Source organism: Nocardiopsis sp. NPDC007018 (assembly GCF_040635075.1).
In the GTDB taxonomy this organism is placed as follows: domain Bacteria; phylum Actinomycetota; class Actinomycetes; order Streptosporangiales; family Streptosporangiaceae; genus Nocardiopsis.
Genome location: NZ_JBEYHA010000032.1, coordinates 1 through 25623 on the forward strand (window position 1 = coordinate 1; position 25623 = coordinate 25623).

Here is a 25623-nt window from a genome sequence, read left to right on the forward strand (position 1 = left end):
GGGGCTCGTCATCCTGCGTTCGTATTCCGTATGTGGTCAGCAGCGCGCACGGCGGTTCTGTTCCCCCTCAGTGCCGTCGAAATCGTCACCGCCGCCCCTCCCGTCGTTCGGTCGCCCGCGGGTCAGTGTTCCCGGCCGCCGCGGGACGCCGGGGTCACCGGGTACCAGTCGCCGCGGCCCGGGCTGTCCTCGGCGTTGGCCCGGCCGCCACCGCTGCTCAGGAACACGTTGACGGTCGCGCCCTCGGGGAGCGGCCGACCCGGGTCGGGGTTGACCACGGCCACCGTGCCCTCGGGCTCGGCGGAGCGCACCCGGGTGCCGGACACGTTCGCCGAGTAGCCGGCGGCCTCCAGGGCGGCCACGGCGTCGGTCTCGCTCAGACCGATGACGTTGGGGACGCCCCCGTCGTGGCTGGCCGGGCTGGCCTCCTCGTCCGCGTCGTCGTCCTCCTTCTTCGGAGGCGCGGGCTCGGAGGTGGAGCCGAACTTGCCGGGCGCGGACGCCAGCTGCTGGGTCTCCAGGCCCTCGTGGGCGCCGCGCATGGTCTCCTGCCAGATCGGGCCGGGGATGGTCGCCCCGTACACGGTGCCGAAGTACCGGTCACCGATCCGCACGTTGCGCAGCGGGTGCTGCTGGGGGCCGCGCGGGTCGCCGACGAACACACTGCTGGCCATCTGCGGGGTGAACCCGGCGAACCACGCCGCCGCGGAACCGTCGGTGGTTCCCGTCTTGCCCGCCGCCGGACGGCCGATGCCGAGGCTGGCGGCGGTGCCGCCGTTGAAGGTCTGCGACAGCAGGTAGCTGGTGCCGTCGGCGACGTCCTCGTCCATCACGCGCTCGCACTCGGGCTCGATCTCGATCGTGGTGCCCGCCTGGCGGTCCTCGATCCGGGTGATGGCCTGCGGCTCGCAGTAGACGCCACCGGAGGCGAAGGTCGCGTAGGCGTTGGACACCCGAAGCGGGGAGACCTCCTCGCTGCCCAGCGTGAAGCTGCTGTTGGCGAGCGAGTTCTCGTTCTCCGTGAACAGCGTGCCGTCGGCGCGCTTCAGCCCGATCTTCTCGGCCATCTCCATGGTGTTGCACAGACCCGCGCGGGCCTGGAGCTGGGCGAAGTAGGTGTTGGACGAGGCCTTCGTGCCGGAGATCATGTTGTGCGTGCCCGCGTTGCTGTCACCCGCGTTGCTGAGCGACCACGACGCCAGCCGTCCCCCGTTGCAGGAGGTCTGTCCGTTCACCGTGGTGGAGCTCGGTGAGTTGAACGAGGTGCCGAACGGCAGACCCTGTTCCAGGGCGGCGGCCAGGGTGATCGCCTTGAACGTCGACCCGGCCTGGAAGCCGCTGCTGCCGCCCCGGTCCGCGTCGGTGGTGAAGTTGATGGAGGTCTCGCCGAGCTTGCTCTCGTCGGGACCGTAGTTGCGGCTCTGCATCATGCCGAGGATGTGGCCGGTGCCGGGCTCGACGACCGCCTGGGCAGCCACCTTGCGGGAGTCGTTCTCACGCGGAACCCACTTGTCCACGGCCTTTTGGCCGGACTCCTGGACCTGCGGGTCCAGGGTCGTGTGGATCTCCAGACCGGCGGTGCGCAGCCAGCGGGCCCGCTCCGTCTCGTTGGGGCCGAACCGCTCGTCCTGCTCGATCTCCTGCACCACGTAGTCGCAGAAGAAGGGCTGGTCGCTGGGGACGCAGCCGTTGGGCGGCGTGTCGAGGTCGAGTTCCATGTCCTCGGCCTTGGCCTCGTCGGCCTCCGCCTCGGTGATGGCCCCGGTGGCGACCATGCGGTCGAGCACGACGTTGCGCCGCTCGGTGGTCTGCTCGGGGAAGAAGCGCGGGTTGTACAGGTACGGGTAGCGGACCAGACCGGCGATGGTCGCGGCCTGGTGCAGCTCCAGCTCGCTCGCGGGCACCTGGAAGAAGTGCTGCGCGGCGGACTCGACGCCGTAGGCGCCGTCGCTGAAGTAGGCGATGTTGAGGTAGCCCTCGAGGATCTCGTCCTTGGACATCCGCTGTTCCAGGGCCACGGCGTAGCGCAGCTCCCGGATCTTGCGGGCGATGGTCTCCTCGCGGGCCTCCTCCAGCTCCTCCTGCGAGGTGGCGGCCTCGATCTGCACGTTCTTCACGTACTGCTGGGTGATGGAGGAGGCGCCCTCGGTGTTGCCGCCGAGGGTGCGCAGGGCGGCGCGCAGCGTGCCGGACACGTCCAGGCCGCCGTGCTCGTAGAAGCGGGAGTCCTCCATCGCGAGGATGGCGTCGACCATCACGGGCGAGACGTCGTCGATGTCGACGAGTTCACGGTTCTGGTCGAAGATCTCCGCGATCACACCGCCCTCGCGGTCGTAGATGGTCGACCGCTGAGGAGGTGGAGGAGTCTCCAGTTGGCTGGGCATGTCCAGGAAGCCGCTGGCGACGTTGCGGGCGGTGATCCCCATGCCGCCGACCGCCGGGAGGGCGAGTGCGGCGACGAGGAGGCCGGCGATCGCGCCGACGACGACCAGTTGGCTGATTCTTTGAAGCAATGTCCCCTGACCCACCCCATCAGACTAAGTGACCACGAACGCTCAGAAGCGGTGCGATCGGTAACGGACGGTGCGTTTTCGCGCTGAATCGCCATGACGACGCACGAGTCGTGCCCCGGACCATCTTTCCACGGTTATCGCCGTCAGTCCCGGGTGCGGTTCGGCCGACACGCGCCCCTGCCCTGGTTGGGGAGGGTGGTCGGCCTGTCGCGCAATGGCCCGCTCGGGCCATATCCGTGAGACGGAAAGTGGGTCGAGTGGGTTCTGTTGGCGCGGCGATCCGAACCGTACTTTCGAGATACGGGGCGCGGTGACGATGCGTGCGCGTCGCGCCCCACGCGGTAGCGGGAGGCCACCGTGTGTACCTCCACTCAACCAGAGCACACCAACCACCTTTGACCGTGGGCGCTAGCACACGTCTGGGAAGTGGGCCACATGTGGACCGAACAGTGGACGACCGAGGCCCTGTGCCGGGACATCGACCCCGACGCCCTGTTCGTCCAGGGCGCGGCGCAGAACCGGGCCAAGCTCTTCTGCCACGGCTGCCCCGTGCGGGTCGAGTGCCTGGCCGACGCGCTCGACCACCGGGTCGAGTTCGGGGTGTGGGGCGGCATGACGGAGCGGGAGCGCCGCTCCCTGCTGCGCAAGCACCCGGACGTCACGGACTGGGCGCCGGTGCTGGAGGAGGTGTGCCGGGAGGGGGAGGACGACCTGTCCCGGCTCGCGCGCACCCTGCGGGACACGCCCCCCTGGCCCGGGTGAGCCAGGGGAGGGCTCCGCGAGCCGGGCTCGTGTGCCGGAGCCGACGGGTGCCCTTCCGCACGGCTCCCCTCGGCCGTGCCCTCGCCCCGCCCGGCACCGCCGTCGGGCCCGGCCGGGCGTTGCCGTGCCCCACGGCCGCGCCGGGCCCCGGCCTACGGCTCCCCGGTGCGCTCGTCCCCTGCCGTCTCCTCGGCCCGCCGGGCCGGACGCGCGAGCGCCCCACCGATCCCGCGCAGGCCGTCGAGGTCGTGCACGTCCTCCGGACCGGCCGGGACCCCGACCACCCGCACCCCCGGGTGCGCCGCCAGCGTCCGCGCCCGCAGACGCTCCTCCCGTTCGTGCGTCCGGACCCGTTCCGCGTGCAGCCGCAGCGCCGTCGCCGCGAGCGGGTGGGCGCCCGCCTCCGCCAGGGAGTCGGCCGCGGCGGAGGCCTCCTCGGCGCCCAGCCGGGCGGCGGCCCCGGACGGCAACGGGTGTGTGCGGTTGACCACCAGCCCCGCCAGCGGCAGGGAGTCCGCGGCCAGCCGGACGATGAGGTGGGAGGCCTCACGCATCGCGTCCGGCTCGGGCGCCGCCACCACCACGAACGCCGTCCCCGGGGTCCGCAGCAGCCGGTAGGTGCGCTGGGCGCGTTCCTGGAAGCCGCCGAACACCGAGTCGAAGGCCGAGACGAACGACCTCAGGTCGTTCAGGAACTGGGTGCCGACGATCCGGCCCACGACCGACCCCACCACGTTGAACCCGGCGCCGAGCAGCCGGAACGCCCCGGTCGCCGGAGGGCTCAGGAAACGGAGCAGGCCGCTGTCCAGGAACCGGCCCAGCCTCTTGGGCGCGTCCAGGAAGTCCAGGGCGGACCTGCTGGGCGGGGTGTCGACCACGATCAGGTCCCACTCACCGGACTGGCTCAGCTGCCCCAGCCTCTCCATCGCCATGTACTCCTGTGTGCCGGAGAAGCCGGTGGAGAGGGTCCGGTAGAAGGGGTTGGCCAGGATCTGGCGGGCCCGCTCGGGGTCGGCGTGCTCCCGGACCACCTCGTCGAAGGTCCGCTTCATGTCGAGCATCATCGCGTGCAGGGTGCCCCCGGCGGAGTCCGGCAGCGGCACCGGGCGGGGGGTGTTGTCCAGCTCGCCCAGGCCCATGGACTGCGCCAGGCGCCGGGCCGGGTCCACGGTGATCACCACCACGCGCCGCCCGCGTTCGGCCGCGCGCAGCCCCAGCGCGGCGGCGGTGGTGGTCTTGCCGACCCCGCCCGACCCGCAGCACACGACGATCCGGGTGCGGGGGTCGTCCAGCAGCGCGTCGACGTCGAGCGCCGCGCACCCGCCCGCCCCCAGCGGGCCCGCGCCGCCTCCCGGCCGGTCCCCGGTCACCGTTCCACCCCCTGGTCGATCAGGCTCCGGGCCAGCGCGCCCAGCGCGTCGAGGTCCACCCCGCCCTCCATCCAGGGAAGTTCCACGATCGGTGCTCCCAGCTCCGCCAGGTCGCGTCGGACCCGTTCCTCCAACAGCTGGCGCACGGCGTGCGCGCGCACCTCGGCCGCCAGGTCGGCGGTGAGCTCCTCGTGTGCCTCCAGCAGCTCGGGGCGCAGTCCGGCCGCTTTGAGTCCCGCCTCGATCGGCGCGGTGTCCAGGTCGCCCGTGGCGGCGGCGGTGACGGTCGCGGCGTCCAGTCGAGCCGGGGTCGCCAGGTTCACCAGGACCGCCCCCGGACGCAGGCCCAGCCCGCGGAGTTCGTCGATGCCGTCCCGGGTCTCCTGGGCGGGCATCTCCTCCAGGAGAGTCACGAAGTGCACGCGGGTCCAGGCGGAGCGGAGCACCTCGGTGACGCGGTCGGCGTGGTCGCGCACCGGTCCCACCCGGGCCAGCCCTGCCACCTCGGAGCCGACGTTGAGGAACCGACCGATCCGTCCGGTGGGCGGCGCGTCCATGACCACGGCGTCGTAGCGGAAGGGTGTGCCCGGGGCGGGGGTGGAGGAGCGGCCCCGGCCGCCCGCGCGCCGTCGCACGGCCTCGGTGGCCTTACCGGTGAGCAGGACGTCGCGCAGACCGGGCGCGATGCCGGTGGCGAAGTCGACGGCTCCCGTCCTGGTGAGGGCCTGACCGGCCCGGCGCAGGCCGTAGAACAGCTCCAGGTACTCCAGCAGAGCCGACTCGGGGTCGGCGGCCAGCACACGTACGGAGCCGCCTCCGGGCGCGGTGAGCATCTCGCGCTCCTCGTAGGGCAGCGGTGCGCTTCCGAGCAGCGCGGCCACTCCCTGGCGGCCCTCCACCTCGACCAGGAGCACCCGGCCGCCTCGGGAGGCCAGTGCCAGGGCCAGTGCGGTGGCGGCGGTGGTCTTCCCCGTGCCGCCCTTGCCCGTCACGATGTGCAGTCGGGCACCGGCGAACGCCGCTCCCGGATCGTCGCCGCGCGGTGCCTGTTCACGATCGCTCACCCCACGGAGTCTATGTGCGGGCCCCGGAGGGCGGCCGGGCAGGTGCGACCGGGTCTGCCTGACCTCGGGGGTGAGCGCGGGTGAGTAAGGTGAGCGGCGTTGAGGGGCGGTCCTCTGGGCCGCCGGTGACCGAGAGGGGTAGACGATGACCAAGTGGGAGTACCAGAGCGTGGCGCTGCTGTCGCACGCCACCAAGCAGATCCTGGACAACTGGGGCGAGGACGGCTGGGAGCTGGTCTCCGTCGTGCCCGCGCCGCTGCCCGAGGGCACCGACCCGCGCAACCAGCAGTACGTCGCCTACATGAAGCGGGCGAAGTAGATGGCGACCCCCGAGGAGCGGATCTCCGAGCTGGGGCTCACCCTGCCCGAGGTGGTGCCCCCGGTTGCCGCCTACCAGCCCGCGGTCCGCAGCGGTGACCACGTGTACGTCTCCGGCCAGCTGCCGTTCGTCGACGGCGCGCTCCCGGTCACCGGCAAGGTCGGCGCGCAGGTCAGCGCGGAGACCGCCAAGGAGCTGGCCGCCGTGTGCGCCCTCAACGCCATCGCGGCGGTGCGGGCCGAGATCGGTGAGCTGTCCGACGTCGTGCGGATCGTCAAGGTCGGCGGTTTCGTGGCCAGCGACCCCGCGTTCACCGGCCACCCCGGTGTGGTCAACGGGGCCAGCGAGCTGCTCGGCGAGGTGTTCGGCGAGGCCGGGGTGCACGCCCGTGCCGCCGTGGGAGTCGCCTCCCTGCCGCTGGACGCGCCGGTCGAGGTTGACATGATCGTCGAGGTCCGCTGACCGGACCCGAGGACGACCCGGGCCACAGCGCGGCTTTCGCGAACGACGGGAGTGTGTCGATGACCGAGAACGACGGTGTGGCCCGGCCCCGCCCCGCCGCCACGGTGATGCTGCTGCGTCCCGTGGCGGGCTCCGGGGCGGAGCGGGCACAACGCCCCATGGAGGTCCTGCTGATGCGCAGGGTCGCGTCCATGGGCTTCGCCCCGGGCGCGTACGTCTTCCCCGGCGGCCGCGTGGACGAGCGCGACGCCGACGGCGGCCTGCCCTGGACCGGCCCCACCCCCGAGGAGTGGGCGGGGGTGCTGGGGACGGACGTCCCCCGGGCCCGCGCGCTGGTGTGCGCGGCGGTGCGCGAGACCTTCGAGGAGACCGGGGTGCTGCTGGCCAGCGAGCCCGAACGGGCCGGTGAGGAGGCCATCACCCTCGACACCTCCACCGACGACTGGGAGCGGGACCGGCTCGGCCTGATCGACCGCACGTACTCCTTCACCGAGGTGCTGCGCCGTCGCGGACTGGTGCTGCGCTCGGAGTGGTTGCGCGCGTGGTCGCGATGGATCACTCCGAGGAGCCAGCCGCGCCGCTTCGACACCTGGTTCTTCACCGCCGAGCTACCGCCCGGCCAGGAGGCCCGCGACGTCGGCGGGGAGGCCGACCTCACCCGGTGGACCGATCCGGCCGAGGTCGCCGGGGAGTGGGCCGCGGGCCGGATGCCGATGCTGCCCCCGACCGTGGTCGCCTGCGCCGAGCTGGCCGACCGGCGGACCCTCGAAGGTGTGAGAAGCGCCCAACGGGATATCGTTCCCCTCGAACCGGACGTTCGTGAGGTTGACGGTCAGATCCGGGTCGTGACGCCGGGTGGCGGCGACTTCCCCCTGCCGGGACCCGACGCCGCGCGCTGAGCGCGGGCACCCCCGCATCGGGGCGCGCCCGCGACGGAGCGGCCCCGCGCTGGCGCTCGGAACGGTCCGGGTACGGCGATCGAAGCGAGGTGCGATGAGGATCGACGGTTCCGGGACACTGCGCGCCGGTTGTGTGCTCTGCCCCAACCCCGGAGCGATGACGTTGGAGGGCACCAACACCTGGATTCTGCGCGAGCCGGGCGCGCGCGGCGTGGTCGTGGTCGACCCGGGCCCGCACGACGAGCGCCACCTGGAGCGGGTGGCGCGGACGGTGCAGGAGCAGGGCGCCCAGGTGCAGATGACCGTGGTGACGCACCGGCACTTCGACCACGCCGAGGGCGCGCGGTACTTCTCCGAGCTGACGGGGGCGCCGGTGCACGCGGTGGACCCCGAGGTGAGGGTGGGCGGCTCCGGGCTGGTGGACGGCCAGCTGATCGAGGTGGAGGGCCTGGAGGCGCGGGTGATCGCCACTCCCGGGCACACCGACGACTCGGTGTGCCTGCTGTTGGAGGCCGACGACGCGATCCTGACCGGTGACACGGTCCTGGGCCACGGCACCACGGTGATCGACGGCGACGACGGCCTGGCTCCCTACATGGAGTCGTTGTTCCGGCTCCGGGGCCTGGTGGAGGAGTACGGGGTGCGGACCCTGCTGCCGGGGCACGGGCCGGTGCTCACCTCGCCGTTGGCCGCGTTGAACTCCTACATCGACCACCGCGAGGCGCGGTTGGAGCAGGTGCGCGCGGCGGTGGCGGCCGGGGCGGCGGGAGTCGGGGAGATCGTCGAGCGCGTGTACCCGGACGTGGTGGAGAGCGTGCGCCCCGCTGCGGCCTCCTCGGTGCGGGCCCAGCTGCGCTACCTCCAGATCCTGGGCGAGCTGCCCAAAGGGTTCGGCGCTTAGGCCACGCCCCCGCTCCGCGCGCGGCGGCTCCGTGCGGGGCCCGGGGCGGCTGAGAGCTCCTGACGTCCCCCTGACAGCGCTGCGGCCGCCGCCCTGGGGGGCGACGGCCGCACAGCGTGTGTGACCCGGCTGGGCGCCGCTAGCGCGCGCGGCGGCGCATGCGCTCGACGTCCAGCAGGACGACGGCCTTGGCCTCGATCCGCAGCCAGCCGCGCAGGGCGAACTCGGCCAGGGCCTTGTTGACCGTCTCGCGGGAGGCGCCCACCAGCTGGGCCAGCTCCTCCTGGGTGAGGTCGTGGTGCACGTGCAGGCCGTCGTCGCCCTCCTTGCCGAACTTGTCGGCGAGTTCGAGCAGGGCCTTGGCCACGCGGCCGGGCACGTCGGTGAAGACCAGGTCGGCCATCACGTCGTTGGTCCGGCGCAGTCGTGCGGCCAGCGACTTCAGCAGCTGGAGGCCCACCTGCGGGCGGCTGGAGAGGAAGGGCCGCAGGTCGTCGTGGCCGAGCCCGGCGAGCACGGAGTCGGTGACGGCCACGGCGCTCGCGGTGCGCGGGCGCGGGTCGAACAGCGACAGCTCGCCGAACATCTCGCTGGGGCCGAGTACGCCCAGCAGGTTCTCGCGGCCGTCGACGGCCGTGCGGGTCAGCTTCACCTTCCCGCTGAGGATCACGTACAGGCGGTCGCCCTCGTCACCCTCGTTGAACAGGGTCTGACCGCGACCGAGACGCACCTCGTTCACCGAGGAGCGGAGCGCGGCCGTGTCCTCCTCGTCCAGCGCCTCGAACAGAGGGGCCTTCCGGAGCACCTCGTTGATCTCGTCCACACGTCCTCCTAAAACCTGACCGTCAACAGTGTGACGTATATCGCAACCGGGTGGGAATCCAGTTCGTGACCACGGCATGTCCGCCGGGAGACAACGTGCCCACAACAGCCGACGTCAGCCCATGTGATCCTAGTCGTTGTCGACCTGGGACAGGGCGTGTCCGCGCCGGGTGACCGGACATTGGTTACATAATCTCGGTCACCAGTCGAAACGTCGGCACGCGGTCGAATCCCGACAACCGCGCGCGCGACCCGGGCGTGCCCCCGCGACCGGACGCCTACCCTGTGACGATGTCCCACACTCCAGAGCCCCGCCACGCCGCGCCCGACGACGGAGCGGCCGTGCCGGAGGACGCCACGCCCACCGGGGAGAGCCGACTCGCGCTGGTCCGCCGCGCCCGGAAGATGAACCGGGAGCTCGCGGAGCTGTATCCGGACGCCCACGCCGAACTGAACTTCACCAACCCGCTGGAGCTGCTGGTCGCGACGATCCTGTCCGCGCAGTGCACGGACAAGCGGGTCAACCTGGTCACCCCGGCGCTCTTCGCCCGCTATCCCGACGCGGAGGCCTACGCGTCGGCCAGGCGCGAGGAGCTGGAGGAGATGATCCGTTCGACGGGGTTCTTCCGGGCCAAGGCCAACAGCCTGATGGGGCTGGGCCAGGCCCTGTGCGAACGACACGGCGGCGAGGTCCCTGGAAACCTCGCCGACCTGGTCAAACTACCCGGTGTAGGACGAAAGACCGCAAACGTACTGCTCGGTAACGCCTTCGGTGTGCCGGGGATCACCGTGGACACCCACTTCGGGCGCCTGGTCCGGCGCTTCGGGTGGACCGACGAGGAGGACCCGGTCAAGGTCGAGCACGCGGTCGGCGAGCTCTTCCCGCCCAAGGACTGGACGATGCTCTCCCACCACGTGGTGTGGCACGGCCGCCGGGTGTGCCACGCCCGCCGGCCCGCCTGCGGCGCGTGCGGAGTGGCCCGCTGGTGCCCGTCCTTCGGCGAGGGCCCCACGGACACCGCCACCGCCACCAAGCTGCTCCGTCTGCGCTCGTTCGCCTGAACCGGCACGGGGCCGTACGGGTGCGGGCAGCCTCGGAGTTTGTACTCTGAGTTGACGTGAGTGCGCGCACACCGGGCCCCGGGCGTCCGCACCCGTACCGAACTCCGCGTGACAACCCCGGAACAGGTTCCCAGCGAATGAACTCCACCCCGCTCTGGCTGTCCGCGCTCGCGGACGCCGCCCAGACGATGCCGGTGCCCAAGCCGATGCGCCCGCCGGAGCGGGGCGGCCGCGAGTCGGCGGTGCTCATCCTCTTCGGGGAGACCGACCGGGGGCCGGACCTCCTGCTCATCCAGCGCAACGCCGGGCTGCGCCGCCACGCGGGCCAACCCGCCTTCCCCGGCGGGCGCATCGAACCCAGCGACGCCTCCCCCGAGGCGGCGGCGCTGCGCGAGGCGGAGGAGGAGACCGGCGCGATCCCCGACGGGATCGACGTGGTCGGCCGCCTCCCCGAGCTCTACCTCAGCTTCAGCGACTTCCGGGTCGCCCCCGTCCTCGGCTGGTGGCGCGAACCCTCCGAGGTCCGCGCGGCCGACGCGGGCGAGGTCGCCGCCGTCGCCCGGGTCCCCGTCGCCGACCTCGCCGACCCCGCCAACAGGGTCAAGGTCCGCTACGGGGCCGGACCCGGATGGGGCCCCGGCTTCCGCGTGAACGACATGCTCGTGTGGGGATTCACCGGCGCGATCATCGACAGCCTGCTCGTTCTCGGGGAATGGGAACTTCCCTGGCACGACCGGGGTCTCACTGACGTGTTCGAAGCCACCCCGCAGGGCCTCCGTCCGGTCGGGTAACGCTCACTTCTTGGAGGGCATCCGTGCTCGACGCGGTTCTGGTCATCCTGCTGCTGCTCTTCGCGGTGACGGGGTACCGGCAGGGGTTCATCGTCGGCGTGTTCAGCTTCGTCGGCTTCATCGGCGGCGGCATCGTCGCGGCGCTCACCGCTCCGGGGTACATCCAGGACTGGGTGGCCGACCCCGGGCGCCAGGCGCTGCTGGCCATCGCCGTGGTGTTCCTGTCCGCGGCCCTGGGCCAGTTCCTCGCCTCCTACCTGGGCACCATGGTCCGCAACAAGGTCACCTGGGACTCGGCCCGCGTCGTGGACGCCCTGGGCGGCGCCGTCGTCAGCGGTGTCTCGGTGCTCCTGGTCGCCTGGTTCATCGGGAGCACGGTGGCCAACTCGGCCCTGCCTTACGTGTCCCAGCAGGTCAAGGACTCGCGCATCCTCCAGTCGGTGGACGCGCTGATGCCGGGCGCCGCCCACCAGGGGTTCTCGACCTTCCGCCGGGTGGTGGACCAGAGCGCCTTCCCGCAGGTGTTCAGCGGCCTGGGCACCGGTGAACTCGCCGAGGTCGACCCGCCGGACCCCGACGTCCTCACCACCCCCGAGCTCATCGAGTCGAGCCGCAGTGTGGTCAAGGTGCTCGGCACCGCCCCCTCCTGCCAGCGGCGGGTGGAGGGCACCGGTTTCGTCTACGGTCCGGACCGCATCATGACCAACGCGCACGTGGTCGCCGGGGTCACCGAGGACCTGCGCGTGGTCACCCGGGACGGCCACCAGCTGGAGGCCACGCTCGTGCTCTTCGACGCCCAGCAGGACCTGGCCGTGCTGCACGTGCCGGGGATGGACCTGGAGCCCCTGGAGTTCAACGGCGAGGCCGCCCAGGGCGACGACGCCGTCGTGGCGGGCTTCCCGCGCAACAGCGGATTCACGGCCGTCCCGGCCCGCGTCCGCGCCAAGCAGACCGCGCAGGGCTCGGACTTCTACCACGCTCAGCAGGTGAGCCGCGAGATCTACCAGGTCCGCGCCGTGGTGCGCCCGGGCAACTCCGGCGGCCCGCTGCTCGCCCCCGACGGCACCGTGTACGGCGTGGTGTTCGCCGCCGCCACCAACGAGGACGAGACCGGCTACGTCCTGACCGCCGACGAGGTCGCCGACAACGCCGCGACGGGGCTCACCGCGACCGCCGAGGTCTCCTCCCAGACCTGCGACTGACCTCGGGGCCCCGCGCCGGGTCCCCGAGGCACCGGTACGACGAGGGGGCGCCTCCCGCACCGGGAGGCGCCCCCTCGTGACGTGGTGCCTAGTTCGAGCTCGGGTTCTGGTTCTGGTCCGCCTGGATCGGCCAGCTCATCCGCACCACCGTGCCCGACTCCTCGGGTTCGATGCTCACCTCGTCCGCGAGGCCGGTGATCACCGCCAGGCCGAGACCGGGGGAGAACCCCGAGATCCCGCCGGGAGGGGTGTCCCCGCCGTCGAGGAAGAGGCCGTCGAGCAACGGCTCCAGGTGGTGGGTCGTCTCCTCGGTGTCCTTCGCGGGGGCACGGTCGGAGACGACGACCTCGAAACGCCGCGTCGCGCTCCCGTTGGAGAGCGGCGTGCGTTCCGGGGCCTCGGTACGGGGGTCCGCCACCGGATCACGGCCGTTGCCGTCGATCAGCTGGAGTTGGATCGGCTGCGTGGGACAGTGCAGCTTGTGCGCCGCGACCGCCCGGGAGCAGGCCTCTCCGACCGCCAGCCTGATCTCGTCGATCGCGGAGGCGGCGATACCCGCCCGCCGTGCGACGGTCGCGGCCATGAGCCGGGCCGTGCGCACGTGGGCCGGGAGCGCGCTGATCGTGAGCGTGATGGTTGCCATCGCTCGCTCTGGGCTACTTCGACGGACGCTTGTCGATGGCTTCCTGCACCGAGCTGTGGATGCCGAACACCTTGGTCAGTCCGGTGATCCGGAAGATCTTCAGAATCCGCTCCTGGGTGCAGACCAGGTCCAGGGTCCCGTCGTGTGCACGGACCCGCTTCAACCCGCCCACAAGCACACCGAGGCCCGTCGAGTCCAGGAACTCCACCTTCTCCATGTTCACCACGAGGTGGAAGTTGCCCTTGTTGACCAGGTCGATCAGCAGCTCGCGGAGCCGGGGCGCGGTATAGACATCGATCTCACCCTCAACGACGACGATCTCGGTGTCGCCCTCGGTGTAATGATCAAGCTTCAAATCCACTAGTCCTCCAGCGCCGAACCGCGAAATATCGCGAAGTATCTCTGCCGGGCGTTACCCCACCAGCACGCATTCAACCACGGGTGTCGAGAGTGTCCTCCCGCGATGCACGGGAAAACGGTGACCCCGCGCCACTCCTACCCCGGATGTCACACTGAAACCGGCGTCGAGCGGTGACCCGAATCCGGGAACGAGGGCCGACGACCCGCGAAGGCGTCCAGTGAGGAGGGGACTCGATGAGGCGATCGGAGCCCGCGCTCCCCGGTGTGTGGCGTGACGACACCCGGTACCCGCAGGTCACCCATGTCGAGCATGTGGCCCGGAACGCGGGAGTGAGGGGGGACTGGCCGGAATGGACAGCCTCCCATCTCGTCGAACGGCTCGCTGAACGGGGGATCACGGTTCCGTGGTCCCACCAGGCAGCCGCCGCCGACCTCGCACGCTCGGGCCGCGATGTGATCATAGCCACGGGTACCGCCTCGGGGAAGTCGCTTGCCTTCCTTATGCCCGCAGTTGACGCGGTTGACTCCGGGCAGACCGTGCTCTACCTCTCTCCCACGAAAGCCCTTTCCCAGGACCAGCTCCGGTGGATTACGGACCTCGGACTTTCGGGCATGCGGGCCGCCGTGTACGACGGTGACACCACACCCGAGGAGCGCTCGTGGGTGCGCGAGCACGGGAACTACGTCCTCACCAACCCCGACATGCTGCACCACGGCATCCTGCCCCGGCACGGCGCGTGGTCGGGGTTCCTGCGGCGGCTCCGCTACGTGGTGATCGACGAGGCCCACCGGTACCGGGGGGTGTTCGGCTCGCACGTGGCCCAGATCCTGCGGCGTCTGCGCAGGGTGTGCGCCCGCTACCGTTCGGAGCCGGTGTTCGTGCTGGCCTCGGCGACCTCGGGTTCGCCCGCCGAGAGCGCTTCCCGGCTGACCGGCGTGCCCGTGACCGCCGTGAGCGAGGACGGCTCTCCCCGGCCCGGGATGTCGGTGGCACTGGTCGAGCCGGAGCTCACCGACCTCACCGGGGAGCAGGGCGCCCCGGTGCGCAGGACCGCTCCGTCCCAGGCCGCGGAGATGCTGGTCGACCTGGTGCGGGACGGGGTCAGGACGCTGGTGTTCGTGCGTTCGCGCCAGGGGGCGGAGGTGGTCGCCATGAACGCTCGCCGGATGCTCACCGAGGAGGGGGAGCACGACCTGGCCGGGAGGGTGGCGGCCTACCGGGGCGGCTACCTGGCGAGCGAACGGCGCGAGCTGGAGGAGGCCCTGCGCTCGGGGGAGCTGCTGGGCCTGGCCAGCACGAACGCCCTGGAGCTGGGGGTGGACATCAGCGGGCTGGACGCGGTGCTCATCGCCGGCTGGCCGGGCACACTGGCGTCCCTGTGGCAGCAGGCGGGGCGGGCCGGCCGCCGCGGGCAGGACGCCCTGGCGGTGTTCATCGCGCGGGACGACCCCCTGGACACCTACCTCGCCCACCACCCCGAAGCCATTTTCGGACGCTCGGTGGAGGCCACCGTCCTCGATCCGGAAAACCCGCACATCCTCGGGCCGCACCTGTGCGCAGCCGCCCAGGAACTCCCGATCACCCGTGACGACTTCGCCCTCTTCGGTGACACCACGGAGGCGAGGCTCACCGAACTGGTGGCGAGGGGGATGCTGCGCAGGCGCCCCCGGGGCTGGTTCTGGACCAGCAACGAACGGGCAAGTGACCTCGCCGATATCCGTGGCGCGGGCGGGCCACCGGTCCAGATCGTCGACACCGCCAGCGGGCAGCTGCTCGGGGAGATCGACGAGGCCGCCGCGCACGGGACCGTCCACACCGGAGCGGTGTACCTGCACCGCGGGGCGACCTACCTCGTCGACGACCTCGACCTGGAGGAGGGCGTGGCCCTGGTGCACGCCGCCGAGCCGCCCTACAGCACCTGGGCGCGGGACACCACGGACATCACCGTGCGGTCGGTGCTGCGGGAGGAGACCTGGCCCAGCGGGGCGCGGGTGTGCTTCGGCGAGGTCGAGGTGGTCCGTCAGGTGGTGGGCTTCCTCAAGAGGGACGTGCGCACCGGTTCGGTGCTCGGCGAACAATCGCTGGACATGCCCGAACGCACCCTCCAGACACGGGCGGTCTGGTGGACGCTGCCGAGGGAGGGGGAGGACCGGCTGCGGGGGGCGGACGTCGCCCTGCTGGGGGCGGCGCACGCCGCCGAACACGCGGCCATCGGGCTGCTGCCGCTGTTGGCCACCTGCGACCGCTGGGACATCGGCGGGGTGTCGACAGCCCTGCACGGGGACACCGGGAAGCTGACGGTCTTCGTGTACGACGGGTACGAGGGCGGAGCCGGGTTCGCGGAGCGGGGGTACGCGGCCGCCCGGGAGTGGCTCACCGCGACCCGGGCCGCGATCGCCGACTGCGAGTGCGACCAGGGGTGCCCGTCGTGCATCCAGTCCCCGAAGTGCGGGACGGGGAACGAGCCCCTGAGCAAGTCCGGGGCGCTCCGGCTCCTGGACGAGGTGCTCGGGGGACCTGGGGCGGACGGCCCCGGGCCCGGCGGCGGGCTGCCCGGCGGCGGGGGAGCGGCGGACCGCTGAGGGCGCGGACGGCGGTCGGTTCGGGTCGGGCTGTCCACAGGCTGTGGACAGTGCCTTTCGGAGACGGGACCCGGACCCGCTCCCACCCGCGATGGCCACCACGCCCCGCACCCGAACGCCCGCGCCGAGGGGCCTTCAGAGCACGCTCCGCGCCTTGGGGGCGACCCCGGCTCCCGCCTTCGCCCCGGCCTCGGCCTTGGACCTGAGGCGACGGGCGGCGGCGGCGCCGACGGCACAGATCGTCACCAGGAGCGCCGTCCCACCGACCACCGCCATGACCGCGCCCCGGTGCGGCTCACGGGGCAGGTCCAGGGCGAACGACTCGGCCTCGGCCCCGTCGCCCGAGCGGGGGCCCAGGTTCCGGGTGAGCGCGCCCACCGGGTCGACGAAGCCCGCCCCGCCCTCGGCGTCCGGGTACGCGGACATCACCAGGCGTTCGGCCGTCTGGGCCGCGCTGAGCTCCGGGTCGTCGGACCGGAGCTGCGCCGCCACACCGGCGACGAACGCGGCCGCGACCGCGTCGCCCTCGCCCACGGCGTGCCCGTCGCCGCCCGGGGCCAGGCTCAGCACCGACTGGCCGGGCGCGGTGAGGTCGGGCGCCGAGGCCCCGCCGCCGGGGGGCGCCGGGACCAGCGGGACCCCGTCCGTACCGGTTCCGGCCACCCCCAACACGTCGCTGCGGGTCGCCGGGACGGCCGCGTAGGCGTCGCGCTGGACGAGCGCCATGGACGGCGCCACCACGAGGACGTCCTCCTGCACGGCGGTGTCGACCGCCTTCTCCAACGCGGAGCTGCCCACCGGGATGGCCACACCCACGAGCACGACATCGGCGCCGTCGCCGACGGCGTCGGTGATGCCCTCGGCGACCGCGTCGGCGTCGGTGCCGCCCCAGTCGTCGGTGACGGGCACGGCGAGCACCCGGGCCCCCGGTGCCACCCCCACGAGGCCGCTGTCGGGCTGCGGCCGCGCGGCGACGATCCCGGCGAGGAAGGTCCCGAACCCCGTGCAGTCCTCACCGGCCCCGTCCACCGCGCCGCTGAGCGCGGCGGAGGAGTCGTCCACACCCGTCCCCACGACGGCCACGGTCACCCCGGCCCCGGAGGACGCGGACCGCGCCCGTGGCAGGCCCAGGGCGTTCTCGGTCCACAGCTCCTGGTTCACGACCTCCTCGGAGGGCGGCACGCACACGTCCTCGGCCAACTCGGGCGCGACCTGTGTCAGCGCGGGCGGCACCTCGTCCGCCAGGGCGGGCCCGGCCGCCGCCGCGAACAGCACCGCCGCCAGGCCGGCCCCGGCCCCGAACCGCCGTCTCCGTTCCGCTCCGTTCGCCACGGGGCCTCCCGATCCTCTCTGCCACCGACCTCGCGGTCGCCTACCCCACACGGCCCCCGTCAGTCGCGGGAGTCCGCCTCCTCGGTCTCCGGGTCCAGCGCCAGCTGCACCTTGACCGGGTCGCGCCGGTCGAAGCGCAGCGCCCGGCCCGGGGGGAGGCGCTGCGGCCGCAAAGACCCGAACAGCACACCCTCGGAGGGCGGGCACGACAACACCATGCTCGGGGTGTTCGCGTCGATGAGCATCCGCAGCGCGGGCTCGCCCATGGCCCGGCTGAACCCGCCGGCGCCGCGTGCCAGGATCAGGTGGAACCCGATGTCGGCGCCGTGGGGCAGCATCTCCATGAGCGGGGTCAGCGGCCCACCGCCGCCGGAGTTCAGCAGGTCGTAGTCGTCGATGACCACGAACAGCTCGGGCCCCTCCCACCACGACCGCTCACGCAGCTGCTCGGGGGTGACCTCCGGCCCGGGCAGCCGCGGCTTGAGGGCCTGGGCCGCGGCCATCATCATCTCGCGGGCGCTCTCGCCGGTGACCGCGTACCCCAGGCGCTGCTCCTCCGGGATCGCGTTGAACAGGCCGCGCCGGGGGTCCACCACGACCACACGCGCCTCGTTGGCGCTGTAGCGCTCCCGGATGGTGCGGGTGATCAGCCGCAGCAGGTTGGTCTTGCCGCTCTCGGTGTCGCCGACCACGAGCATGTGCGGCAGGACGGAGAAGTCGTGCCACAGCGGTTCCAGGCGCCGCTCCTCCAGGCCGAGCGCGATCTTCGGCCCCGCCTGGGGGGCGGGCAGGTCCGACGCCGGGAGTGACAGGGGCAGCAGCCGCACCTGCGGCGCGCGGGCCCCGTCCCAGCGTTCCTTGACGGCCTCCACGACGTCGGCCACGGAGGCGTCGGGTCCCTCCTCCAGGTGGGGGAGGGCGGACAGGAAGTGCTTGTACTCGGCGGTCAGGCCGCGCCCGGGGATACGGGGCACCTTCTCCGCCTGGCGCATGTTGATCGCCGAGTCCACGGCGTCGCCCAGCCGGAGTTCGAACCGGGTGACCAGCAGGTCGCGCAGGCTGGACTGCACGTCGGCCCAGCGCGGCGACGCCACGATCAGGTGGATGCCGTAGTTGAGGCCGCGCTGCGCGATCTGCGTGATCTCCGCGATCAGGTCGATCATGTCCGCGCGCACTGTGGCCCAGCCGTCGATGACCAGGAACACGTCGCCGTAGGGCTGGTCGGAGAACTCCCCGGCCGCCCGGCGGCGCCGGTAGGCGCCGATCGAGTCGACTCCGTGCTCGGCGAAGAACTGTTCGCGGCGGCCCAGCAGGGCGGTCATCTCCGCGACGGTGCGGGTGACGCGCTCGACGTCCATCCGCCCGCAGATCCCGCCCACGTGCGGCAGGTCCGCCACACCGCGCAGCGTGCCGCCGCCGAAGTCCAGGACGTAGAACTGCACCTGCTCCGGGGTGTTGGTGAGGGCCAGCGCGGTGATCAACGTGACCAGCAGCGTGCTCTTGCCGCTCTGCGGCCCGCCGATCACGGCGGTGTGCCCGCCCGCGCCGCGCAGGTCGGCGGTGAGCGGGGTGCGCAACTGCTCGAAGGGGCGGTCCACCAGGCCGACGGGAACGGTGAGCACCGGGTCCGTGCCCCAGACGGGCAGGTCGGGTGCGCCCTCGGCACGCAAAAGTTCGGCCACGGTGGGGGCCTGGTCCAGGGGAGGCAGCCACACCTGACGCGCGGGGGGGCCGACGTCGCGCACGGCCTCCAGCGCGGTCTCCAGGAGGGTGGTGTCCGCCTCCTCCGACGGTTCCGGTTCGGGCTCCGCCTCGACGACGGGCGGCCCGGCCACGTACCCGGGGAGGAAGGGGGTGATCTCGCGCGCCGCTGCCGAGGCCCGGGCGGTGCGGCGCTTGGCGCGGTAGGGGCCCGAGACGTAGGCGGCCTTGAACCGGGTGAGTTCCTCGGTGTCGGACTTCAGGTAGCCCGACCCGGGGGCCGGGGGCAGCTGGTGGGCGTCGGCCACACCGAGCACGCCCCGGCTCTCCATCGCGGAGAACGTGCGCAGGGCGATCCGGTAGGAGAGGTGGCTCTCCAACTGGTGCATGCGCCCCTCGTCCAGTCGCTGGGAGGCCAGCAGCAGGTGCACGCCCAGGCTCCGGCCGAGGCGGCCGATCATGACGAACAGCTCCATGAAGTCCCGGTGGGCGGCGAGCAGCTCGCTGAACTCGTCCACGATCACGAAGAGCGTGGGCATGGGCTCCATGGTCGGGTCGCTCCGGCGGCCCTTCTCGTACTCGTGCACCGAGCTGAAGTTGCCCGCCGAGCGCAGCAGCTCCTGGCGGCGGATCAGCTCGCCGTGCAGGGCGTCCTGCATGCGTTCCACGAGGGAGGTCTCGTCGGCCAGGTTGGTGATCAGCGCCGAGGTGTGGGTGAGCCCGTCCAGACCGATGAACGTGGCGCCGCCCTTGAAGTCCACCAGGACGAAGTTGAGCTTCTCGGAGGAGTGCGTGAGTGCCAGGGACAGCACGAGCGTGCGCAGCAGCTCGCTCTTGCCCGAACCGGTGGCGCCGATCAGCATGCCGTGCGGGCCCATGCCGCCCAGAGCCGACTCCTTGAGGTCCAGTTCCAGGGGAGCGCCCGAGGCGGCGATGCCGATGGGCACCCGCAGGCGACTCTCCGGGCGCTCGCGCTCCCACTCGCGGGCGGCGTCCCACGTGTGGAGGTTGGGAATGCCCAGCAGGGCGGTGAGGTCGAAGTCGGTGGTGAGCGGCTCCACCACGTCGGCGGCGACGCTGACCCGGTAGGGCGCCATCATGCGCGCGAGGGAGCGGGCGCGCGGCAGGTCGAGGGCGTCGGGACGTCCGAGGTGGGAGAAGGACTCGCGGCCGGAACGGTCCAGCTCGCACATCTCCAGGGAATCCCCTTCGACCCTGAGTGAGAGTGTGTGAGGCGCTCCGTCCCACATGCGATCAGTGCCCACTTCGATCACGATCGCGTTGCGAAAGCCGCCGCTGAGCAACCTCGACCCTTGCGGCACGACTCCGCCGTCGACGATGATGACCGTGAACGGCTCGTCACGGCCGGGCACCGCCTGGGGGTCGAAGGGCGGCCGGTCCGCCAGGTCCGGGCCGACGAGTCTTTCCAGCTCAATGGCGTCGGGGGCGATCAGCCGGACGGGTCCGGCACCATCGCGCTCCTTCGGGTGCATGCAATGCGGGAGCCATTTCATCCATTCCCAGTCGGCCATTCGCTCGTCGTTCACACAAGCGACCACACGCAATTCGTCCGGCGCGTGAAAAACTGTGACCTGACCCACGAGTGCGCGCACCATTGCACGGCTGGATTCGGCGTCGCCGCTCAGCCCCAGATGCGCGAAACCGCGTAGATAAAGCGAGACCGGCAAGTCCGCGACGGTGGCGTACGCGTTGATGAAGCGCCGCAGCGCGTGGGCGCACAGCGGCTCGAGGTCCTCCACCGGCTTGGTCGACAGCGGGGCGATGCGCGTCTGCAGCGGCTGCTCCCCCACGGCCACGCGGATCTCGGCGAAGTCGTCGTGGCTCCCCCTGCGCTCCCAGAGCCTGCTCGTGCGCACCAGCGACCACAGCGCGTCCGGGTCGGGTCCGTTCCACGCGCGCGCCTCGCGCTGGGCCACCACGACCTCCCGCACCCGTCCGCGCATCTGGCCGAGGTAGCGCAGGTAGTCGCGCCGGTCGCCGGAGAGCCTGCGGCTGCGTTCGATCCGCACGCGCAGGATCTGGCCGCCGACCATCGCGACCGCGCCGACGACCATCATGCCGCCCGCGATGAAGGGCATCGCGGTGCCCAGGGCACCCGCCCCGGAGGGCCGGATGAACATCATCACCATCGCGAGCGAGCTCAGCGCCATCGGCAGGTACATGAAGACCCCCGAGATGCTGTTCTCCTGCTCAGGGAGGACCGGCGGCTCCTGGAGGGAGAGCTCGCCCTCGGGCGGCTCGGGCCCGGGGCGGCGTGCGGGTCTGCGGACGAGGATGGTGCTGATCGGCGTATCCCTTCTCTTTCCCCTGGTCAGCCGGGATTCGCGGCAGGGGCGTCGGGCGGACCGAACCGGTGTTATTACGACAGGGTGAATGGACCGAACCCCAGAGTCGGATTCGGTTTCCGATGGCGGGCCCCGAGGCCCGAATGAGCAACGGTATCCCCGGGGCAGAGTTTCCGAAACGTCATGTCCGGAATTCCGCAAGTGGTGCTAGTCTAGCCCAGCATTTCGTGATCGGGGGCGCCGTCCCCAGCCCTTCCGAGGAGGAATGGCGTGCCCCGGTCCAGTCTCCTCCACGGGTGTATTTATCCCGCACCCGTAAACCGACCCAGCCACCGTCGTCCAGCGAGGAGGACCGATGTCGGACGTCGTCGCCGCCGATCTGTGCCGCCTGGTCGTGCGCGCTCCCAACGCCTCCTTCGAGATCGCGGTCCCCTGTGACCTCCCGTTGGCCGAGCTGCTGCCCACGTTCCTGCTCTACGCCGAGAACGAGACCGAGGACCTCGACGAGAGCGGACTCGAACACGGCGGCTGGGTGCTCCAGCGGCTGGGTTCGCCGCCGCTCGACGAGTCCGAGACGGCCGAGACCCTCGGCCTCACCGACGGTGAGACGCTCTACCTGCGCGAACGCGCCGACCAGATGCCGGAGATCCACTTCGACGACCTCGTCGACGGGGTGGCCGACACCCTGGCCGAGCGCTCCGACGGGTGGGGGCCGGTCGTCTCCAGGCGCGTCCTGACCGGCACCGCCGCCGTGGGCTTCCTCGGCGCCCTCGCCCTGCTGACCCTGCTCGGCCCCACCTGGATCGCCGGCGCGACCGCGGCGTCCACGGGCCTGCTCCTGCTGCTCGCGGCGGCCGCCGCCTCCCGGGCCTTCGACGCGCCCGTCGCCGGTGCGGTCACCGGCGGCGCCGCCGTGCTGTTCATGGCCTTCGCCGGAGCCACGCTGCCGGGCGGCGACCCCAGCAACACGCTCACCGGGGCGCGGATGCTCTCCGGGGCGTCGACGGCGACCGGCGCGGCGGTCCTCGCGATCGCCGCCGTGGCAGCCTGCCTGCCGTTCTTCACCGCGATCATCGGCACAGCGCTGTTCACCGCCGCGGCCGGAGCACTCCTCCTGTTCTGGGACCAGGCACCGCCCCCGGGCGTGGCCGTCTCGGCCGCCGCTCTGGTGCTGCTGCTGTGCTCCTTCGCCCCCGCCCTGGCCTTCCGGCTGGCGGGGATGCGCCTGCCGCCGCTCCCCGACGGCGTCAGCCAGCTCGGCGAGTACATCGACCCCCACCCCGCCCGCGACGTGCGCGTGCGCACCCAACGCGGAGACCACTACCTCGGCGGTCTGCTGGCCGTGGTGGGCGTGGTCTGCGCGGCCTCGATGACCGTGCTGGCCGCCCACCCCGGGGGAACGGCCTCCACCGCGGGCGTGTGCGTCGCGCTGATCCTGCTCCTCCAGTCGCGCGGACTCAGCGGCGTGTGGCACCGGGTGTGCCTGCTGGGCTCCGGCGTCTACGGGCTGGTGGCCATGGCGGTCGGCGGCGGCCTGGTCGGCGGGGACACCGCCCGCATGGTCCTGTTCGGCCTGCTGCTGGTGGCCGCGCTCGGGCTGCTCCTGGCCGCGTGGTCCGTGCCGGGCAACCGCCCCATCCCGCACTGGGGGCGCGCGGGCGAACTGATCCAGAGCCTGGCCGCGATAGTGCTGGTGTGCCTGGTACCGGCGAACCTGGGGTTGCTGGCGTTGATGCGGGGGATCGGCGGATGAGGCGGACCGGAAAGCGGGTGGTCTGATGCAGACCCGTCGCGACCAGGTACAGGCGCACTCGTTCATGGTGCGCCGGCTCTCCACCGCCATGGCCGCCGCCGACCCGGACGCCGCCGAGGCGCCCCTGCGGCGCACCCGCAACGGCGCCTTCATCGGGCTCGTCCTCGCGGTACTGCTGTGCGTGGGGTTCCTCGTGTTCGGTCTGATCTTCCCCGGCGGCGCCACCTCCTGGCGCAACGAGGGGACGCTCGTCGCCGTCAAGGGCGGCGGGGGCCGGTACGTCTTCTCCGGCGGAGTCCTGTGGCCGGTCACCAACCAGGCCTCCGCCCTGCTGCTGGCCGCCAACCCCAAACCGGTCCAGGTCGCCGCCCGCTCCCTGGAGGGCACCCCCGTGGGCGCCCCCCTGGGCATCGCGGGCGCCCCCGACGCCCTCCCCGCGGCGGACCCGGAGGGCCCGATGGTCTGGCAGGTGTGCGCCACCACCGTCAACACCGGTGACGGCGTCGAGACCCTCACCTCGCTCACCCTGGGCCGGTCGCCGTTCGGCTCCCCCGTCGGCGGAGACGACGGGGTCCTGGTCCGCGGACCAGGCGGCGGAGTCCACCTGCTGTGGCAGGGCAACCGCCTGGCCGTCGACGAGGAGAACGGCGCCCTGGAGTCCCTGGGCTACGGCACCGTGATCCCGCACCCCGTCTCGGCCGCCGTCCTGGACGGCGTGCCCGCCGGACCCGAGCTCAGCGCGCTCGACGTCGACGGCCGCGGCGAGGACGGGCCGCGCGTCAGCGGCGCCGACACCCGGGTGGGCCAGGTCTTCACCGTCCCGGCCGCCGAGGGCGGCCCCGAGCAGTACTACGTCCTCACCCGGGGCGGCCTGACCCCCACCGACGCCACCCACGCGCGTCTGCTGCTGGGGCACCCGCTCACCGCGGAGGAGGCCTACGGGGGCGCCGATCCCGCCCCGGTCGAACTCACCGTGAACGAGTTGCGCGCGCACCTGTCGGGGGAGGAGTCGATCACCGGCGACGGCCTGCCCGCCACGCCCCCGCCGCTCACCGACCCCCAGGGCGCGGCGCTGTGCGTCGTCGACCAGGGGGACGGCGCGCTCGCGCTGGCGCTCACCTCACCGGCCGACATCGGCGGCCGGGCCGCCCGCCCCCCGGCGGGCAGTACCTCCGCCTGCACCGCCCCCGACCTCATCGACGTCCCCTCCGGAGAGGGCGGCCTGGTCCGTGCGGCCCCGGCGGGCGGGGCCGCGCTCCGCGGCTCCTACTTCCTGGTCACCGACACCGGGGCCAAGTACCCGGTGCCCGACGCCAAGACCGCCGAGACCCTGGGCTACGCGCCCGGCGGGGCCTCCGCCGTCTCCACCGCCCTGCTGGACCTGCTGCCCACCGGGCCCGACCTGACCCCGCAGGCCGCCACGGAACCCGTCGGCGCCCTCGCGGAACCGGGGGAACCCCGGTGCCTTTCCCAGTGACTCCCCACAGAACCAGGAGACCCCCATGTCGATGATGCGCAGTACCGACCAGGCGATGCGGACCGGCCGCGACGCCATGGAGACCGCCCACACCACGTGCAACGGCGTCTACACCAGCGTCGACGGCGTCCGGGACCTGCTCGGCGGCAACTGGCAGGGCGGCGCCGCCACCCAGTACGACACGGCGCTGGTCAAGTGGCTGGAGGAGCTGCGCCTGATCACGAACGACATGAACGACATGATCGGCATCCTCGGCGGTACCGAGCGCAACTTCCACGCCATGGAGGACGAGAACATGCTGTCCGCCAACTGGATCACCCAGCTCAACCCCAACCAGGCCGACGTCGCTCGCTGACCTGACCTGATCCGACCCGCGACGCCCCCGCGACCGGGGGCGCACCATCGAGAGAAACCGGAGCCATGCCCATGGACGGATTCGAGATCAAGTACAGCGGTGCCGACGACGCGGGCATCGACCTGCGCCGCCAGACCGACATCATCGAGCAGGCCATCAACGAACTGGACGCGAAGGTCCAGGCGGTCAAGGCCGACTGGGTCGGCGAGGCGGCCAACCAGTACGACCAGCGCCTCGCCTCCTGGCGGCGCAACATCGCCGACATGCGCGCCCTGCTGGGCCACGCGCAGGTCTCCCTCGGCGACATCACCGAGCGCTACCGCAGGGGCGACCTCCAGGAAGCCGGTAACTGGAGTGCCCGCCGTTGACCGCCCCCCTCGGCCGCGGCGCCGGTCCGGTCGGGCCGCGCCGCGGCCGAGGGAACACCGCACCACACCGGATGACGCCGCACCGCGGCTCGACGAAGAGCTGGACAGGAGAGGACGGGGCAGGACGTGTCAGAGGAAAAGACCAAGGTCACGCTGGACTACCTCAAGACGTTGCAGACGGCGCACATCGATCCGCTTCGGGAGAGGGTCTCGAAGATGAAGACGCAGGCGTCCACACACTACCCGGGTGGCGAGGGCGCCTCCGCGCCCAAGGTGCCCTTCGGCAACCCGACACTTCTCCCCTACGCCGGTGAGCTCTCGTCGGAGGTCGGCGCCGTGCTGTCGCAGTTCACCACCCTGATCACCGACCTGGAGACCCGCCTCGTCGGGATGTCCGCCGGAATCCGGAACAGCGCGATCACCTACGAGGAGCTGGAGTCCGACGCCGAGCTGGACGCCGCCCAGGTCGGCCAGATCATGTCCAACGGCGCGCCCATGGGCGGAGGGGGTGGTGGCGGCAACGGCCCCAACGACACCCCCAACCAGACCCCCGAGTCGTCCTGAGCCGAGGCCCTCGG

Annotated in this window: 22 protein-coding genes; 14 read left to right on the top strand and 8 right to left on the bottom strand. The window is 72.3% G+C overall.

What is annotated here, in order from left to right; all coding sequences use genetic code 11:
* Positions 1-122: 122 nt before the first annotated feature.
* Positions 123-2513 (bottom strand): penicillin-binding protein, encoded by a 2391-nt coding sequence (locus ABZ635_RS17800; RefSeq protein ID WP_357766142.1) that lies wholly within the window; start codon positions 2511-2513, stop codon positions 123-125.
* Between the two features lie 435 nt (positions 2514-2948).
* Here ABZ635_RS17800 and ABZ635_RS17805 point away from each other — a divergent pair, with 435 nt between their 5' ends.
* Positions 2949-3275 (top strand): WhiB family transcriptional regulator, encoded by a 327-nt coding sequence (locus ABZ635_RS17805; protein WP_357766042.1) that lies wholly within the window; start codon positions 2949-2951, stop codon positions 3273-3275.
* 152 nt (positions 3276-3427) lie between these two features.
* Here ABZ635_RS17805 and ABZ635_RS17810 read toward each other — a convergent pair whose 3' ends face one another.
* Entirely contained in the window at positions 3428-4645 is a 1218-nt protein-coding gene (locus ABZ635_RS17810; protein WP_357766045.1) for an ArsA family ATPase, read from the bottom strand.
* Positions 4642-5709, bottom strand: a complete 1068-nt coding sequence (locus ABZ635_RS17815; protein WP_357766048.1) for an ArsA-related P-loop ATPase — start codon at positions 5707-5709, stop codon at positions 4642-4644. The genes ABZ635_RS17810 and ABZ635_RS17815 overlap by 4 nt, the downstream gene beginning before the upstream one ends.
* Positions 5710-5854: 145 nt before the next feature.
* Between ABZ635_RS17815 and ABZ635_RS17820 the strand changes: the two genes are divergently transcribed.
* From ABZ635_RS17820 to ABZ635_RS17835, 4 genes are all read left to right on the top strand, one after another.
* Positions 5855-6028, top strand: coding sequence for a DUF4177 domain-containing protein (locus ABZ635_RS17820; protein ID WP_017546677.1), 174 nt, complete (start codon positions 5855-5857; stop codon positions 6026-6028).
* Entirely contained in the window at positions 6029-6490 is a 462-nt protein-coding gene (locus tag ABZ635_RS17825) for a RidA family protein (protein WP_357766051.1), read from the top strand. It abuts the gene before it with no gap.
* Between the two features lie 59 nt (positions 6491-6549).
* Positions 6550-7389, top strand: coding sequence for an NUDIX hydrolase (locus ABZ635_RS17830; RefSeq protein ID WP_357766054.1), 840 nt, complete (start codon positions 6550-6552; stop codon positions 7387-7389).
* Between the two features lie 94 nt (positions 7390-7483).
* The gene (locus ABZ635_RS17835; RefSeq protein WP_357766056.1) at positions 7484-8290 is read left to right on the top strand and encodes an MBL fold metallo-hydrolase; all 807 of its coding nucleotides are present in this window, start codon (positions 7484-7486) and stop codon (positions 8288-8290) included.
* A 139-nt stretch (positions 8291-8429) separates the two neighbouring features.
* On the opposite strand, the gene ABZ635_RS17840 is transcribed toward ABZ635_RS17835, so the two are convergent.
* Complete coding sequence (locus ABZ635_RS17840; protein ID WP_187294582.1) at positions 8430-9104, bottom strand: Crp/Fnr family transcriptional regulator; 675 nt, start codon at positions 9102-9104, stop codon at positions 8430-8432.
* A 413-nt stretch (positions 9105-9517) separates the two neighbouring features.
* Here ABZ635_RS17840 and nth point away from each other — a divergent pair, with 413 nt between their 5' ends.
* The 3 genes from nth to ABZ635_RS17855 all read left to right on the top strand — a co-directional run bounded on the left by nth (position 9518) and on the right by ABZ635_RS17855 (position 12167).
* Positions 9518-10174 carry an endonuclease III gene (gene nth / locus ABZ635_RS17845; RefSeq protein WP_357766145.1) on the top strand — a complete coding sequence of 219 codons (657 nt, stop codon included), beginning with the start codon at positions 9518-9520 and terminating at the stop codon, positions 10172-10174.
* Between the two features lie 137 nt (positions 10175-10311).
* Positions 10312-10965, top strand: coding sequence for a CoA pyrophosphatase (locus ABZ635_RS17850; protein WP_357766059.1), 654 nt, complete (start codon positions 10312-10314; stop codon positions 10963-10965).
* Between the two features lie 23 nt (positions 10966-10988).
* A complete protein-coding gene (locus tag ABZ635_RS17855) occupies positions 10989-12167 on the top strand; it encodes a MarP family serine protease (protein ID WP_357766062.1) in 1179 nt (392 codons plus the stop codon).
* A gap of 88 nt (positions 12168-12255) precedes the next feature.
* Here ABZ635_RS17855 and ABZ635_RS17860 read toward each other — a convergent pair whose 3' ends face one another.
* Both ABZ635_RS17860 and ABZ635_RS17865 read right to left on the bottom strand, forming a co-directional pair.
* Positions 12256-12810 (bottom strand): ATP-binding protein, encoded by a 555-nt coding sequence (locus ABZ635_RS17860; protein WP_357766065.1) that lies wholly within the window; start codon positions 12808-12810, stop codon positions 12256-12258.
* Between the two features lie 13 nt (positions 12811-12823).
* Positions 12824-13171 carry an STAS domain-containing protein gene (locus ABZ635_RS17865; RefSeq protein WP_357766068.1) on the bottom strand — a complete coding sequence of 116 codons (348 nt, stop codon included), beginning with the start codon at positions 13169-13171 and terminating at the stop codon, positions 12824-12826.
* 233 nt (positions 13172-13404) lie between these two features.
* Between ABZ635_RS17865 and ABZ635_RS17870 the strand changes: the two genes are divergently transcribed.
* Positions 13405-15753, top strand: a complete 2349-nt coding sequence (locus ABZ635_RS17870) for a DEAD/DEAH box helicase (protein WP_357766071.1) — start codon at positions 13405-13407, stop codon at positions 15751-15753.
* A gap of 135 nt (positions 15754-15888) precedes the next feature.
* On the opposite strand, the gene ABZ635_RS17875 is transcribed toward ABZ635_RS17870, so the two are convergent.
* A complete protein-coding gene (locus ABZ635_RS17875; RefSeq protein ID WP_357766074.1) occupies positions 15889-17085 on the bottom strand; it encodes a S8 family serine peptidase in 1197 nt (398 codons plus the stop codon).
* A gap of 59 nt (positions 17086-17144) precedes the next feature.
* Positions 17145-21092, bottom strand: coding sequence for a type VII secretion protein EccCa (eccCa, locus tag ABZ635_RS17880; protein WP_357766148.1), 3948 nt, complete (start codon positions 21090-21092; stop codon positions 17145-17147).
* A 355-nt stretch (positions 21093-21447) separates the two neighbouring features.
* Between eccCa and eccD the strand changes: the two genes are divergently transcribed.
* From eccD to ABZ635_RS17905, 5 genes are all read left to right on the top strand, one after another.
* Positions 21448-22845, top strand: a complete 1398-nt coding sequence (eccD, locus tag ABZ635_RS17885) for a type VII secretion integral membrane protein EccD (RefSeq protein WP_357766077.1) — start codon at positions 21448-21450, stop codon at positions 22843-22845.
* 25 nt (positions 22846-22870) lie between these two features.
* Positions 22871-24322: a type VII secretion protein EccB gene (gene eccB, locus ABZ635_RS17890; RefSeq protein ID WP_357766080.1), complete on the top strand. Its 1452-nt coding sequence runs from the start codon at positions 22871-22873 to the stop codon at positions 24320-24322.
* A 25-nt stretch (positions 24323-24347) separates the two neighbouring features.
* Positions 24348-24677 carry a hypothetical protein gene (locus ABZ635_RS17895; protein ID WP_357766083.1) on the top strand — a complete coding sequence of 110 codons (330 nt, stop codon included), beginning with the start codon at positions 24348-24350 and terminating at the stop codon, positions 24675-24677.
* Between the two features lie 65 nt (positions 24678-24742).
* On the top strand, positions 24743-25045 hold the full coding sequence (locus tag ABZ635_RS17900; protein ID WP_357766086.1) for a WXG100 family type VII secretion target: 303 nt from the start codon (positions 24743-24745) through the stop codon (positions 25043-25045).
* Between the two features lie 126 nt (positions 25046-25171).
* Positions 25172-25609, top strand: a complete 438-nt coding sequence (locus tag ABZ635_RS17905; protein WP_357766089.1) for a hypothetical protein — start codon at positions 25172-25174, stop codon at positions 25607-25609.
* Positions 25610-25623: the final 14 nt, after the last annotated feature.

Coding starts and splice junctions, on each gene's coding strand:
- ABZ635_RS17805 (WP_357766042.1), top strand. CDS start 2,949: ATGTGGACCGAACAGTGGACGACCGAGGCCCTGTGCCGGGACATCGAC.
- ABZ635_RS17820 (WP_017546677.1), top strand. CDS start 5,855: ATGACCAAGTGGGAGTACCAGAGCGTGGCGCTGCTGTCGCACGCCACC.
- ABZ635_RS17825 (WP_357766051.1), top strand. CDS start 6,029: ATGGCGACCCCCGAGGAGCGGATCTCCGAGCTGGGGCTCACCCTGCCC.
- ABZ635_RS17830 (WP_357766054.1), top strand. CDS start 6,550: ATGACCGAGAACGACGGTGTGGCCCGGCCCCGCCCCGCCGCCACGGTG.
- ABZ635_RS17835 (WP_357766056.1), top strand. CDS start 7,484: ATGAGGATCGACGGTTCCGGGACACTGCGCGCCGGTTGTGTGCTCTGC.
- nth (WP_357766145.1), top strand. CDS start 9,518: ATGAACCGGGAGCTCGCGGAGCTGTATCCGGACGCCCACGCCGAACTG.
- ABZ635_RS17850 (WP_357766059.1), top strand. CDS start 10,312: ATGAACTCCACCCCGCTCTGGCTGTCCGCGCTCGCGGACGCCGCCCAG.
- ABZ635_RS17860 (WP_357766065.1), bottom strand. CDS start 12,810: ATGGCAACCATCACGCTCACGATCAGCGCGCTCCCGGCCCACGTGCGC.
- ABZ635_RS17870 (WP_357766071.1), top strand. CDS start 13,405: ATGAGGCGATCGGAGCCCGCGCTCCCCGGTGTGTGGCGTGACGACACC.
- eccD (WP_357766077.1), top strand. CDS start 21,448: ATGTCGGACGTCGTCGCCGCCGATCTGTGCCGCCTGGTCGTGCGCGCT.
- eccB (WP_357766080.1), top strand. CDS start 22,871: ATGCAGACCCGTCGCGACCAGGTACAGGCGCACTCGTTCATGGTGCGC.
- ABZ635_RS17895 (WP_357766083.1), top strand. CDS start 24,348: ATGTCGATGATGCGCAGTACCGACCAGGCGATGCGGACCGGCCGCGAC.
- ABZ635_RS17900 (WP_357766086.1), top strand. CDS start 24,743: ATGCCCATGGACGGATTCGAGATCAAGTACAGCGGTGCCGACGACGCG.